A 12,403-nucleotide genomic window follows, 5' to 3' on the forward strand; every position below is an offset into this window, starting at 1 on the left:
TTTGTCTGATGACCTTCGATGAATATATAGTGGCACAAAGCCACTATATATTTCAAGTCTAATTTTTAAACTTTTTTCAATGCCCTTTAAGACATAAAATTTGCAGTTTTAGAGCATTTAGAAATTCGATATTTAAGAGAGATTATTCTTCAATTAATTGAAATAAAAAGTTAATTTACAAAAAGTATGACGAGTAGAACTATTATTAAAAGTAGCGGATATAACTTTGCCCGCCATAAATCAGGTAGTTTTGAAATAAATTTTTCTGAAAAATATAGTCCGATCCATGTTCCAGCAACCAAGAATAAAGCAGCTTCAAACCAGATTAGTCCGATAAATCCGTTGGGTGTCCATGTAGATTGCCAAAGTGACAATACGCAATAAGTCAGCGTTGCAGTTAAAGACAAAGGCAGCGTGAGAATGTTTGCAATAGCCGCAGCCTCTGCCATAGAACTACCCCGCCGCCGTAATAAAGGAACCGTCATTACACTTCCTCCAACACCTAAAAGTGCTGCAACCCAACCAATAATGCCCCCTTTAATGAGTTCACTGTTTTGACCATAGTGTTGCTTTTGGCTTGAGGTCACTATAAACCCTGGTCGGTAATAACAATCTAGAATGGTTATGAATACATAACCCATAAATATCCAGCGAAGCCAATTTCCATTAAACAATGAGGCCATTACCGCACCGACAATTCCACCAAGTGCAATACCACCCCATAAAAAGCGGATTTTTTGCCAATCTATATGTCCAGACCGATAGTGCCGAAAGACTGCAAAACTTGCCGAGCAGAGCATGACAAAAGCTGATGTAGCTACGGCGATTTGCATGGCATGTATGCCGATATTACTTTCATTACTCCACTTTTGAATAATGACTGTATAAAGCAAAGGTACAGCAACAAATCCGCCGCCAAAACCAAATAACCAAGTCGTTATGCCTGACAGTAGTCCAAATAAAAATAGCTCATATAGCATCATCATCTTCCTCACGTTTATAGAGGCATGATATAAAATAGCTCTATGGCAAACTAACGTAGAAAAGCCATATTTTTATTTGTTTCAGCCAAAAATATATGCGTAATATTCCAATTAACGATGTAGACCATCTACCACAAGCAGTTCTAGCGTTAGGGTCAGATTATCCTGCTGATACCTTGTTAGATACGCATAGCCATCGCCGTGCACAGTTCTTATATGCACCCGAAGGCCTCATGAAAGTTGAAACTGAAGATGGACAATGGCTTGTGTTACCGTACAGCGGTGTATGGATACCGGCAGGCAAACCACATCAGGTATGGTTATCTAAAGTCAGTACCTATAGTTTGTATATAGAAGTGAGTAATGCCCCAAGACAAGCAAACTATTGCGAGGTTATACAAGTCTCGCCTTTGTTACATCAATTGCTCATTCAGGCAAATAAGTTATCCATTGATTACTCGCGCTCAGGCCGTGACGGCGCTCTTATCGATTTATTGTTATATGAATTAGAAGCTGCACCAGCCCTGCCTCTGTTTATTCCGCTGCCTAACAACACATTATTATCTAAACAGTGTGCTGAGTTTATGCAGCATCCTGATATTCATAGCAGCCCTAAAGATTGGGCACATGACCATAATAAAAGTGAACGAACTTTTCATCGTTGGTTTAAGTCTGAAACTGGCATGTCCTTTCAGGCTTGGCGTAATCGAGTCTGCATTATTTATGCTTTAAATGCCTTAAAAGAAAATATCTCAATTACTGAAATTGCCTTTAGTTTGGGCTATGAACATTCGGCAGCTTTTACCGCAATGTTCAGTAAAATTATGGGTTATTCACCTAGCCAATTTCAAAAAAGATTTCATACGCATGATAAAGCGCTATAAAGATTTACTCATATGAATGGTGTCATAGGTATCGATCCATTCCCGTTGAATAACCTCAAAACCTTGTAGACGCCAAAACTCTTCAGCCGCCGGTAAAAATGGATGGGTATGCAAATACAAAGTCGTAATTTCACTGTTTTTGGCATGGCTAAACAACATGTCACATAGCTGGGTCGCGATGCCCTTACGACGGTATTCAGGCAATACAAATAACTTAACCACCTCAACCGTATTAGACGGTAAATTTAAATCAAAACGATGGTCATAAGCCCGATATGCAATCGTGCCAATAATGCGGTTTTGGTCTTTTACTGTAATGAAGCAGCCCAGTGGATCATGGACATAATGCTGCTCAAAATTTTGTAAATCTTTGGGGACTTGCCCATGATAAATTTCTGGGAATAACAGCTGTCTTGTATAAAGTGCAAACTCTACCGCAGACGCATAGTCTGATTTGTCTACTAGCTTATAACGAAGCGTCATATTTACAGCCACGAATGATCAGGAATCACAATGGTTTTGTCTTGAATCATGGCTTCATGGAACTCAACATCATAGACACTTTTTAAAAACTTCGGATCGGTTATTCGAGTTTTTGACTCAGGCTTAACTACTTCGTGTTGGCGCATAAAGAACAAATGATCTGCAAATAAAAAAGCCAAGTTGGGATCATGCATAATCGCAATCACCGTAAAATTTTGCCGCGACAACTGACGCAACTTTTTCATTAAATAAGACTGGTAATAAACATCGAGATGATTGGTTGGCTCATCGAGCAAAATAACTTTTGGAGCTTGCACTAAAATACGGGCAATCATAACCAACTGCCGTTCACCACCCGACAACTCGGTATAAGGACGATCGCGTAAATGCTCAATGTCTAAATCAAGCAAGGCTTGATCTACACGCTCCCAGTCTGATTTTGAAGGACGATATCTGCTAAAAGCAGCACGCCCTGTAATCACCACATCTTTAACCAAAAATGGAAATACGGTTTTATGAAACTGCGGTAAAAAACCAAGTAATGCAGCCCGATCTTTCCCTTTAAAGTCCGATAGTGGTTTTCCAGAGTAACGAATCAAGCCATCTTTTACCGGTTCTAGGCCCGCCATCAATTTAAAAAGTGTTGATTTACCACAACCATTACGCCCTAAAATCACTGAAAACTGATTTTCAGGAAACTCCAGATGAATACTTTTAAGAACCTGTTTGTGCCCATAGGCATAATTTAACTGATCAATTTGAATCATGCCCAATGAGTCCTCTGTGTTTTCATTAATAATAAGAAAAATGGCGCGCCAAGTAACATGGTAAAAATACCAATCGGTATTTCAAATGTCAGTAAAACCCGAGAAAAGTTATCAATCAACAGTAGAAAACTGCCGCCCAGCACCATATTTGCAGGAATACTGTAGCGGTGATCTGGCCCAACCAACATTCTCACAATATGTGGCATAAACAGCCCATATAAACTAATAATGCCCGCCGCAGCCACAGAAGTTGAGGTACATACAGTCACCAGCACAATTAAAACAAGCTGTTCCCAACGCGGATTAACGCCCACAGCCTGTGCTTCTTCAGCACCGAGTGCCATTAAGTTTAAGCGCCAACGCATTGCAAATAATCCGGCAAGGCCAATACAGATTGGTAACACAGCGTATTGAACTTTTTGCCAAGATGCCTGATGTAAGTTGCCCATCGTCCATTGCACGATCGCTTGCAGTTTAAATGGATCACTTAAGTATTGAATAACGGTAAGTCCTGCCAAAAACAGCCCCGAAACAATCATGCCTGATAAAATTACCATGACTAAAGACGTCTGGCTTTCATGTTTCTGGTGCGCAAATAAATAGGTTAAGCCAACAGCGCATACACCAAAAATAAAGGCTGATAGATTTGGCGAAAGCCAACTTAATGAAAGCGCTAAAGCTGCACCGAACGCTGCACCAGATGAAATACCGAGTACATACGAATCGACTAAGGGATTACGAAACAATGCTTGCAAGCCATTACCCGCAGTTGCTAATGCGGCTCCCACCATAAAGGTCAGTAAAATTCTAGGCAGCCTGACATTTACTAAAATGTTTTGCATCAGCCTAAATTGTTCTGCATCAAAATATGGTGTACCAAAGACTGCTTGCACACCCCACCGCAAATAGTCCCATGCACTCAATGTTTGAGTTGGCCCAATGAGCAAAGAGATAAAAATCATGAGGAAAGGTAACGGGTAAAACCAGTAATATTTCAGTTTTTCCATATTTATTGCACCAACGCTTTTGCAAGGTTTTCACCATACAACTTGGTTAAAATACGCTGTTGTAAAGCACTTACAGGTAAGTCGGACTGTTCAGGGTAAATACTGTGATTTAGATAAATCGCCGTAATAATAATTTTGATGGTGTGTGGGTTATATATAAATGCAGGACTCAAATTAAATACCTTTCGGTTTTGTACGGCGCTTAAACCTTGTAATTCTTTTCGTTCATAAATCAGTTTAGGATTGGTATTCCAAAGCACAATATTGTCAGGGTTCCATTCAATTAAAGTCTCGGGGTTGACGTTGGGCTGGTTAGCAGCAGTCTGAACAATGTTGTAAGCACCAGCTAGCTCTATAAAATCATTGGTAATCGACTCCCGTCCTGAAGTAGAAAAAATTCGCCCTCCTGACCATGCATAGTAAATCGATTGTTTATTTGGCTGACGTGCAGTTTTGGCTGCGACTTCTGCCACAATTTCATCCGAAAAGCTTAAAATTTCTTGAGCACGCTTTTGGGCACCACTAAGAACGGCAATTTCAGATAGCTCTTCTTTCACTTGTTTGTAGGTGCCTGACTCCATTACATATACAGCGATACCAAACTGCCGTAACAGTTCAATCGTTTGGGTTTGCCCACTTCCCAAAATGACCAAATCTGGTTTTAGCAACACCAGACTTTCAATATTGGTTGCATTGGCTCCTTGCGAAGGTGCTGCAAGCTGCTTATTAGCAATGCGTTTATCTATTTTTGAATACGCATTAAATAATAAAGGTTGAATGTATACTTCAGCAGGTATACCAATTACTTTGTCACCTTGCCCTAGCATATAGAGGCCATCTAAACCCGACTCAAACAAAGAGACAATTCTTTGGGCAGGTTTGGCTACACAGACTTTTGTATTTGTACTATCAAAGACACATATTGAATGAGAGGTTGAGTTTTCTTGAGTTTTTCTATTTTGCTCAGATGAGGAACATCCACATAGAATGAGTAAAGTGAGTAATGAAGCCAATAACTTCATTATGGCACCCCGTGCACAAATAGAGTGCAAAATAAAAAGATGTGTTTATTTAGTGCATTTTTCATGTGAAAAAAACACCATAAGAGAGCAAGACGGTTTGAATCATCATTTATACAACAATCAAATTAAGTATGTTAGCTATGGCCTTAGATAGTAAGCAAAAAAAACGCCAAATTTACCAACTAATAAAAACTATTTAATGATTGGGCAAAAAGTCTATAAAAGCGAGTCAAATAATTTAATCATGTTTATAGCGGTGAGCCTCGTGTTAGGACTCAGCATACCTGTTTTTGGATTTAGTATTTTATTTAAGCTATTTATCTTTGCTATACATAAATATATACCTTCTAAATCATAGTGCTTGCATTAATTAACCTGATGGGCTGTGCACACATAGCTATAGTATGCACAGCTCAAATAATGTCTGAATTAATCTTCAGACAGTGTTTTCATATCAATCACAAAACGATACTTCACATCGCTCTTTAGCATACGTTCAAAAGCTTCATTAATGTTTTGCATATTAATCATCTCTACTTCAGAAACGATATTATGCTCACCACAAAAATCGAGTAGTTCTTGTGTTTCTTTAATTCCACCAATAACCGAGCCTGCAATTGATTTTCTACCTAAAATCATAGGTACTGAATTTGCGCTAATTTCACCTAAATATCCAACTAATACAATGGTTCCATTTAAAGCTAAAGTTGGAATATAAGGCTTCAAATCATGGTTATAAGGCACAGTATCAACAATTAAATCAAATTGATTTAATACCGACTTCATTTGATTCTCATCTGTTGATAACACTACATGATGTGCGCCAAGTTGTTTTGCATCTTGTTCTTTGTTTGCTGAGCGAGTAAATAGTGTCACTTCAGCGCCTAGAGCATTGGCAAGTTTAATTGCCATGTGTCCTAAACCACCTAAACCAACGACAGCAACTTTACTGCCCTTTTCAACATTCCAGTGACGTAGCGGTGACCATGTGGTAATACCCGCACAAAGTAGTGGTGGTACAGCTTGAGCATCCAGATTTTCAGGTACTTTTAATACAAAATCTTGACTACAGGTAATGCTTTGTGAATATCCACCATAAGTTGGGCGTTGGTCATGGCGATCTACGCCGCCATAAGTCTGGATGTTACCTTCTTCACAATATTGCTCGAGTCCTGAATGACAAGCAGAACAAGTACGGCATGAATCGACCATACAGCCAATGCCCACTAAATCACCAACTTTATACTTTGTGACTTTAGGACCGATTGAGGTAACACGTCCAACAATTTCATGGCCCGGAACTAATGGATAAGTACTAAATCCCCAATCGTTTTTAGCTTGATGTAGATCAGAGTGACAAACACCACAATACTCAATTTGAATGACAACATCATCTTCACGTGGGGTTCTACGTTCAAATTTAAACGGAACTAAAGGAGTTTCTGATGACAGCGCGGCATAACCTAAAACTTCAGTTGTCATATTTTTTCTCTCATGCTTAATGTAAATAAAGGCGATTTTTCGCTGGGAGCTCATTTAGAGCGATTGATTGTGAAAACTGGTCAATACATTTTGGAACCTTTGACCCACTTGCAGACTTACTTTTTCAGCAAGTATTTTCTGTATATTTTCAAATTGATGAGAACTAACACCTTGAGTCTTTGCAATATTAAGATGGGATTGAAGTTGGCTATCTACACCTTCTAGAGCCGAAAGCATGCTCAAAGTAGCAATCTCACGATCTTGCCAATTCAGCACATCCCTTGAAAAAATATCGCCAAAAAGATGAGCCTTTAAATACTCATCTATAGCTGGAGCAAACTCAAAAAGTGCACCTTTTACAGGTTGACCCACCAACTGAGTTTGATTCTGAGTACCTTGTAAAAGTGCCTGATAATCTTTCGGTAGAGTGCTGTTAGTCTTACCCTCTATGTCACGAATACCGCTTTCTTTACGCTGCTCTAGCACCTGCATAAATGTTGTAAGGGCATTCAAACTTCGAGGAAAACCTGCATAGGCATAGGTTTGAACTAAAACTTCCTTAATTTCTGCAATGGTTAACCCTAAATCTAAACCATCTTTTAATGATTGACTGAGTTTAGCTAGGTCACCATTTGCAGCATAGGCAGCAATCGGTATGATTGCCTGTTGCTGTTCGGATAAAGAATTTTGCATTTGCGTTATTTCCTTCTTTTGAGATAAAGGAAGCTGGACCATATGGGTAGCTGCATAAATCTGTTGATTCAGCGCCAACAAACTGATGGCTAGAAATAAGGACTTTATAATTTCAGTGGCCCGCCTCTTTATATTGCTCATCTGATACAGGCTCCAACCAGTCCACATTTTTGCCATGTTCATCAGTTGCAGTTAAAGCAAGATGTGTCATCGCAGAATTTCCACTTGCACCATGCCAATGTTTCACCCCAGGTGGACAATAAATCACATCTCCTACAGAAATTTTTTCCGCAGGTTTACCCCATTCTTGCACCAGTCCCTCTCCTTCTGTAACAATGAGATATTGCCCTTTAGGATGGGTATGCCAAAATGAACGGGCATTGGCATTAAAACTTACATAAGCACTGGAAGCATTTATACTGTCAGTAACATCAGTTAATGGTTTAATTGCAACTTGACCCGTGAAAATATTATCTAGGCCGGTAATTACCTGTTGTTGGTTGGCTTTTTTAACGGTTTGAAATGCTGTGACTGATTTTTTATCCATTGCGGGTACTCCCATTGAGATAAATAAACTGGTCACAAACGTGACTGCCTTAACATTCATCTTTTTTCCTAGATTGATACCAATGCCCTCAATTTAATGAGGGATGCAGGATTAAGCGTTGTTCAAACAGTATAAAAATGAAAGTTGTAAGGTGTTGTTCTATTCCTCTCACAGATTTGCCTAATCCTCCGAATTGTTGCACTTCTCACTATTTTTCTTATTTGAAATGCCTACAATAAAAATACAGAGGGTAATCGGTAGAATCTGAATGGCGAATAGGTCTAACCATAATCAAGAATTGGCTCAACTTGTCGATCAATGGACACGAGAAAAAGGTACATTCGAAACACCTATTATGGGACTGACTTTATATCGCGCAGAAACATTGACCCAACCAAGTAGCAGTATGATGGATGCAAGTCTATGTATGATTGCTCAAGGAAAAAAACAGGTGATTCTGAGTGAAGAAACCTATACCTATGACTCTAACCATTTCCTTTTTACTGCAATTGACCTGCCTGTAATTGCTCAAGTTCTTGAAGCTTCAGTTGAACGACCTTATCTTTCAATCGTCTTACGCCTAGACCCGTATGTACTCGCCCAAATCATGCTTGAAGCCCACATACCTTTTAAAGATGTAAATACTGAGAAAAAAGGAATGGCTGTTGGAGTAGTCAATTCAGAGCTGAATGATGCGTTTATACGGTTAATAAAACTACTAGATACGCCACAAGACATTCCCATATTGTCTCCTCTTATTATTAAGGAAATTTTTTATCGTTTATTGATGAGCCCGCAAGGCGATCGACTTAAACGTATTGTAGCGGCAGGCACTACAGGTCATCGAATTGTGAAGGCGATTGAATGGCTGAAAACAAATTTTGCGAAACCATTTAGTATTGAAGAACTGGCAAGCACAATGGGGATGAGTGCATCAAGTTTTCATCAACATTTTAGGGACATAACCTCAATGAGTCCCTTACAGTATCAAAAGAGAATGAGATTGACCGAAGCACGGCGTTTGCTAATGACCGAAGAATACGATATTTCATCTACCAGCATGCAAGTCGGTTATGAAAGCTTGTCCCAATTTTCCAGAGAATATAAACGCTTTTTTGGGGTTTCTCCGTCGGTAGATATTAAGAATATATAAAAGCAATAAACGTGGACTATTAAAAAATTAATACCAGAAAAAAAGCGGTACTTGATTATGTCTATTCATCAAGTACCGCTAAAATTAAAGCAATATTACACATGATTCATTCGTTCAAGCTCACGAATTAAACCAGAATGATCAAGCTCACCGTCTCCGGCAGCAAGCATATTTTCAAATAATTGACTGACTTTTTCGGCTATAGGTAAATTCAACTCAAGCGATTTAGCATAGCTAACGGCTGTATGAATATCTTTATACTGGTTTCGAGCTGTACCTCCCGGTTTAAAATTTCTACTTAGCATACGCTCGCCATGTTGCTGTAAAATTGGAGAATCTGCAAAACCGCCTGTGAGTGCTTGTTTGAGCTTAATAGGATCGGCTCCTGCTTTAGTCGCAAGCAATAACCCCTCGCTTACAGTTGCAATGGTGGTTGCTACTATCATTTGATTTACCAGTTTTGCCAGCATTCCGCAGCCAGCCCCACCTACTAAAATTGGTCGGCCCATTGCACTTAAAATAGTTTCAGCATGTGAAAATGTTTTAGCTTCACCACCTACCATAATAGCAAGACTTGCATTTTGAGCACCTTTTTCACCGCCAGAAACAGGTGCATCTAAATATCTAAGTCCTTTTTCTTTACATTTTTCACTTTGTGTTTTTGCAACTTCAACCGGTATTGAACTCATCACAATGACCGTGCTTTCAGGTTTTAGCTGTGAAATTGCACCACGTTCTTGAAATAGAATTTCATCACAGGTTTTTCCATCACTGAGCATACAAATCAGAAACTCTACATCTTTTCCGACTTGTGCAAGTTCACTACAAACATGTGCACCCGCTTCTTTTAAACTTTCTGCTTTAGATGAAGTTCGATTCCAGACCTTAACTTGATGACCAGCTTTTAATAAATTCATGGCCATTGGCATTCCCATAATACCAGTTCCAACAAAACCAATTTGAGCCATTATTTCATCTCCGTAGCAGTCCGCACTTTAAGTCGCTGTTGTTCTACTTTTAGGCTATCAGACTTTAACTTTGCCAAAAGCAGTAACCCCAAACCGCCCATGGCAACAAATCCTGCAATGGCAAGGAACGCTACTGTATAGGTGCCCGTGGTGGTATATAAATAGCCTGTTAAATATGGACCAGTAAAACCACTTAAATTACCTACAGAGTTAATTAAGCCAATACCGGCTGCAGCGCCCACTCCTGTTAGAGTCTGCCCAGGGATAGTCCAGAAGATATTAATCGCACTAAATACACCGATTGCGAGCAGAATAAAGCCCACAATAATTGCCCACGGTTGATTCACAATTAAAGCAATCGCAATTGCGAAAGCCGCCATAAGTGCAGCACAAGCACCGTGTTTATAACGTTCTTGTTTACGGTCAGAACGGCGGCTCCATAAAACCATTCCAACCGCCGCAAATGCATATGGAATAGCGGTGAGTAAGCCATTTTGGATAAGGCTGATTTGCATACCAAAGGTATTACGGAACGACTCTAAAACACTTGGTAAGAAGAAGAACATCGCATTTGAACCAGACGTAATTCCAAAATAAACAATTGCCATAATCCACACTAAAGGATTTTTAAACACTTGTTTAATGAGTTCACCTTTTGTTAAAGCAGCATCGGCAGATTGCTGTTTTTCTCGTTCTTCACGCTCTAGCGTATTCATGAGCCATTGACGCTGCTCAGCTGTTAACCACTGTGCTTCTTTTGGGTTATTGGTTAAATATTTTAGGCAAACCAGTCCTAAAATAATGGAAGGAATCCCTTCTAAAATATACATCAAACGCCAGCCTTCATAGCCAATGGTATTGCCCCATTGCATAAGACCGACCGAAATTGGCGCTCCGATAATTTGAGCAATTGGTAACCCTAAATAGAAGGTCGCGAAGACACGGGCACGATATTTAGCAGGAAACCATAAGGTTAAATAAAAAATAACCCCCGGAAAGAAACCCGCTTCTGCAATACCCAGTAAAAACCGTAAAATAATAAATTGGGTACCACTATGGATAAATCCCATAAGCCCGGCAATAATTCCCCAAGTAATCATGATTCGGGCAATCCAAATCCGTGCACCAAACCGATGAAGTAAAACATTACTCGGTACTTCTGCAATAAAGTAACCCAAGAAAAATACACCCGCACCTAAGCCAAAAATAGTTTGGGTAATTCCAATTGCATCATTCATATGTAGCGCAGCAAAACCAATATTGGTTCTGTCTAGAAAGGCCATAATGAATAAAATAATAAGAAACGGGATAATTCGACTCGAAATACGCTTAATTGTCTGCTCTTCGAGAGCAGTGACATTTTTGATATCTTCCATAATAACTCTCACATGAATTGGCGATCACTGCCATTAATTTTGGGTATCTTCTATATGTGCCTGAATGATGCTTTCAAAATTCTCATCTGCTTGGAAACCTAAAGATTCGGCATATTCGGCTTTCACTTGAACCGGCCAACTTTGAACAATCCTTTGAATCGTTTTATCTTCCTGCCACTGCACTAAATCAGTTGCTTGTTTACCGGCAACTTTTTCAAGAGCCTCAAGCATTTGCTTAACGGTAACGGTCAATCCCGGTAAGGGAATAATTCGGTTATCTTGGAGTGCATCTGAAGAAATTGACGCAGCCTTAATCATTGACTCAACACAGCGTCGTGGTGAAGTAATAAAAACCGGAGTATCTGGCGGGACTGGACAAACTGCCGTTTCACCTTTTAAAGGCTCGCGGATAATTGAGCTAAAAAATGTAGATGCGGCTTTATTAGGCTTACCCGGACGAACCACAATAGTCGGTAATCTTAAAACACGGCCATCAATAAAGCCTTTACGTGAATAATCTGAAACGAGCAATTCTCCTACTGCTTTTTGCATACCGTAAGAGGACTTTGGTGTAACCACCGTATCATCTGTTACAACTTCTGGTAATTGACCACCAAATACAGCACAGCCACTCGCAAAAATGACTCGAGGCGTGGTTTGTTTTTTTCTTAATTCTTCTAATAAATTTAAAAGGCCATAAAGGTTTACATCCATTCCCAAGTCAAAATCGGCCTCTGCTGCCGAACTCACCACGGCGGCTAAGTGCCAAACAACATCAATTTTTTCTGTGATGTTTGCGACTGTGGTTTTGTCGGTAATATCCCCTACAATCACCTCAATCTTAGGGTCTTGCGGTAAATCATCACCAGCAAACGCATCAAACAAAATAATTTTATCGATGGGCTTAGCTTGTTTACCGTCTAAAGTCAGGCTTCCGGTTTTTAAAATCTCTTTGGCAATTTGCTTTCCAATAAAACCCGTGCCACCAGTAATTAACACATTCATACAGGGATCCTTTCCTAATTCTTATTCACTTAA

Annotated in this window: 13 protein-coding genes and 1 pseudogene; 3 read left to right on the forward strand and 11 right to left on the reverse strand. The window is 39.6% G+C overall.

What is annotated here, in order from left to right; translation table 11 throughout:
* Positions 1–170 precede the first annotated feature (170 nt).
* A complete protein-coding gene (locus tag J576_RS13690; protein ID WP_002048625.1) occupies positions 171–980 on the reverse strand; it encodes a sulfite exporter TauE/SafE family protein in 810 nt (269 codons plus the stop codon).
* A 98-nt stretch (positions 981–1,078) separates the two neighbouring features.
* Here J576_RS13690 and J576_RS13695 point away from each other — a divergent pair, with 98 nt between their 5' ends.
* The gene (locus J576_RS13695; protein ID WP_002048634.1) at positions 1,079–1,867 is read left to right on the forward strand and encodes an AraC family transcriptional regulator; all 789 of its coding nucleotides are present in this window, start codon (positions 1,079–1,081) and stop codon (positions 1,865–1,867) included.
* On the opposite strand, the gene J576_RS13700 is transcribed toward J576_RS13695, so the two are convergent.
* Genes J576_RS13700 through J576_RS13715 form a run of 4 tightly spaced genes read right to left on the reverse strand, consistent with a single transcriptional unit; the run spans position 1,862 to position 5,146 of the window.
* Positions 1,862–2,350, reverse strand: coding sequence for a GNAT family N-acetyltransferase (locus J576_RS13700; RefSeq protein WP_002048617.1), 489 nt, complete (start codon positions 2,348–2,350; stop codon positions 1,862–1,864). The two genes, J576_RS13695 and J576_RS13700, sit on opposite strands and share 6 nt — an antisense overlap.
* 2 nt (positions 2,351–2,352) lie before the next feature.
* A complete protein-coding gene (locus tag J576_RS13705; protein WP_002048613.1) occupies positions 2,353–3,117 on the reverse strand; it encodes an ABC transporter ATP-binding protein in 765 nt (254 codons plus the stop codon).
* Complete coding sequence (locus tag J576_RS13710; protein WP_002048637.1) at positions 3,114–4,124, reverse strand: FecCD family ABC transporter permease; 1,011 nt, start codon at positions 4,122–4,124, stop codon at positions 3,114–3,116. Before J576_RS13710 ends, J576_RS13705 begins: the two co-directional genes overlap by 4 nt.
* 2 nt (positions 4,125–4,126) lie before the next feature.
* Positions 4,127–5,146, reverse strand: a complete 1,020-nt coding sequence (locus tag J576_RS13715) for an ABC transporter substrate-binding protein (protein ID WP_002048623.1) — start codon at positions 5,144–5,146, stop codon at positions 4,127–4,129.
* 256 nt (positions 5,147–5,402) lie between these two features.
* Here J576_RS13715 and J576_RS20595 point away from each other — a divergent pair.
* A pseudogene (locus tag J576_RS20595) lies at positions 5,403–5,504 on the forward strand (hypothetical protein); the annotation flags it as partial.
* A 71-nt stretch (positions 5,505–5,575) separates the two neighbouring features.
* On the opposite strand, the gene J576_RS13720 reads toward J576_RS20595, so the two are convergent.
* The 3 genes from J576_RS13720 to J576_RS13730 form a co-directional block, all read right to left on the reverse strand.
* A complete protein-coding gene (locus J576_RS13720; protein ID WP_002048628.1) occupies positions 5,576–6,628 on the reverse strand; it encodes an NAD(P)-dependent alcohol dehydrogenase in 1,053 nt (350 codons plus the stop codon).
* A 54-nt stretch (positions 6,629–6,682) separates the two neighbouring features.
* Positions 6,683–7,321 carry a carboxymuconolactone decarboxylase family protein gene (locus J576_RS13725; RefSeq protein ID WP_001181581.1) on the reverse strand — a complete coding sequence of 213 codons (639 nt, stop codon included), beginning with the start codon at positions 7,319–7,321 and terminating at the stop codon, positions 6,683–6,685.
* A 112-nt stretch (positions 7,322–7,433) separates the two neighbouring features.
* On the reverse strand, positions 7,434–7,928 hold the full coding sequence (locus J576_RS13730) for a (R)-mandelonitrile lyase (RefSeq protein ID WP_001989396.1): 495 nt from the start codon (positions 7,926–7,928) through the stop codon (positions 7,434–7,436).
* A 208-nt stretch (positions 7,929–8,136) separates the two neighbouring features.
* Between J576_RS13730 and J576_RS13735 the strand changes: the two genes are divergently transcribed.
* Positions 8,137–9,021 (forward strand): AraC family transcriptional regulator, encoded by an 885-nt coding sequence (locus J576_RS13735; protein ID WP_002048633.1) that lies wholly within the window; start codon positions 8,137–8,139, stop codon positions 9,019–9,021.
* A 95-nt stretch (positions 9,022–9,116) separates the two neighbouring features.
* Here the strand turns inward: J576_RS13735 and J576_RS13740 are convergent, their stop codons facing one another.
* Genes J576_RS13740 through denD form a run of 3 tightly spaced genes read right to left on the reverse strand, consistent with a single transcriptional unit; the run spans position 9,117 to position 12,370 of the window.
* Positions 9,117–9,989 (reverse strand): NAD(P)-dependent oxidoreductase, encoded by an 873-nt coding sequence (locus J576_RS13740; RefSeq protein ID WP_002048615.1) that lies wholly within the window; start codon positions 9,987–9,989, stop codon positions 9,117–9,119.
* Positions 9,989–11,365, reverse strand: coding sequence for an MFS transporter (locus J576_RS13745; protein WP_000389445.1), 1,377 nt, complete (start codon positions 11,363–11,365; stop codon positions 9,989–9,991). The genes J576_RS13740 and J576_RS13745 overlap by 1 nt, the downstream gene beginning before the upstream one ends.
* Positions 11,366–11,398: 33 nt before the next feature.
* Complete coding sequence (gene denD, locus J576_RS13750) at positions 11,399–12,370, reverse strand: D-erythronate dehydrogenase (protein WP_002048626.1); 972 nt, start codon at positions 12,368–12,370, stop codon at positions 11,399–11,401.
* Positions 12,371–12,403: the final 33 nt, after the last annotated feature.

The sequence above is a fragment of the Acinetobacter sp. 766875 genome (assembly GCF_000582055.1).
Taxonomy (GTDB): Bacteria; Pseudomonadota; Gammaproteobacteria; order Pseudomonadales; family Moraxellaceae; genus Acinetobacter; species Acinetobacter nosocomialis.

Coding starts and splice junctions, on each gene's coding strand:
- J576_RS13730 (WP_001989396.1), bottom strand. CDS start 7,928: ATGAATGTTAAGGCAGTCACGTTTGTGACCAGTTTATTTATCTCAATG.
- J576_RS13735 (WP_002048633.1), top strand. CDS start 8,137: ATGGCGAATAGGTCTAACCATAATCAAGAATTGGCTCAACTTGTCGAT.
- J576_RS13715 (WP_002048623.1), bottom strand. CDS start 5,146: ATGAAGTTATTGGCTTCATTACTCACTTTACTCATTCTATGTGGATGT.
- J576_RS13690 (WP_002048625.1), bottom strand. CDS start 980: ATGCTATATGAGCTATTTTTATTTGGACTACTGTCAGGCATAACGACT.
- J576_RS13745 (WP_000389445.1), bottom strand. CDS start 11,365: ATGGAAGATATCAAAAATGTCACTGCTCTCGAAGAGCAGACAATTAAG.
- J576_RS13700 (WP_002048617.1), bottom strand. CDS start 2,350: ATGACGCTTCGTTATAAGCTAGTAGACAAATCAGACTATGCGTCTGCG.
- J576_RS13695 (WP_002048634.1), top strand. CDS start 1,079: ATGCGTAATATTCCAATTAACGATGTAGACCATCTACCACAAGCAGTT.
- J576_RS13725 (WP_001181581.1), bottom strand. CDS start 7,321: ATGCAAAATTCTTTATCCGAACAGCAACAGGCAATCATACCGATTGCT.
- J576_RS13720 (WP_002048628.1), bottom strand. CDS start 6,628: ATGACAACTGAAGTTTTAGGTTATGCCGCGCTGTCATCAGAAACTCCT.
- J576_RS13740 (WP_002048615.1), bottom strand. CDS start 9,989: ATGGCTCAAATTGGTTTTGTTGGAACTGGTATTATGGGAATGCCAATG.
- J576_RS13710 (WP_002048637.1), bottom strand. CDS start 4,124: ATGGAAAAACTGAAATATTACTGGTTTTACCCGTTACCTTTCCTCATG.
- denD (WP_002048626.1), bottom strand. CDS start 12,370: ATGAATGTGTTAATTACTGGTGGCACGGGTTTTATTGGAAAGCAAATT.
- J576_RS13705 (WP_002048613.1), bottom strand. CDS start 3,117: ATGATTCAAATTGATCAGTTAAATTATGCCTATGGGCACAAACAGGTT.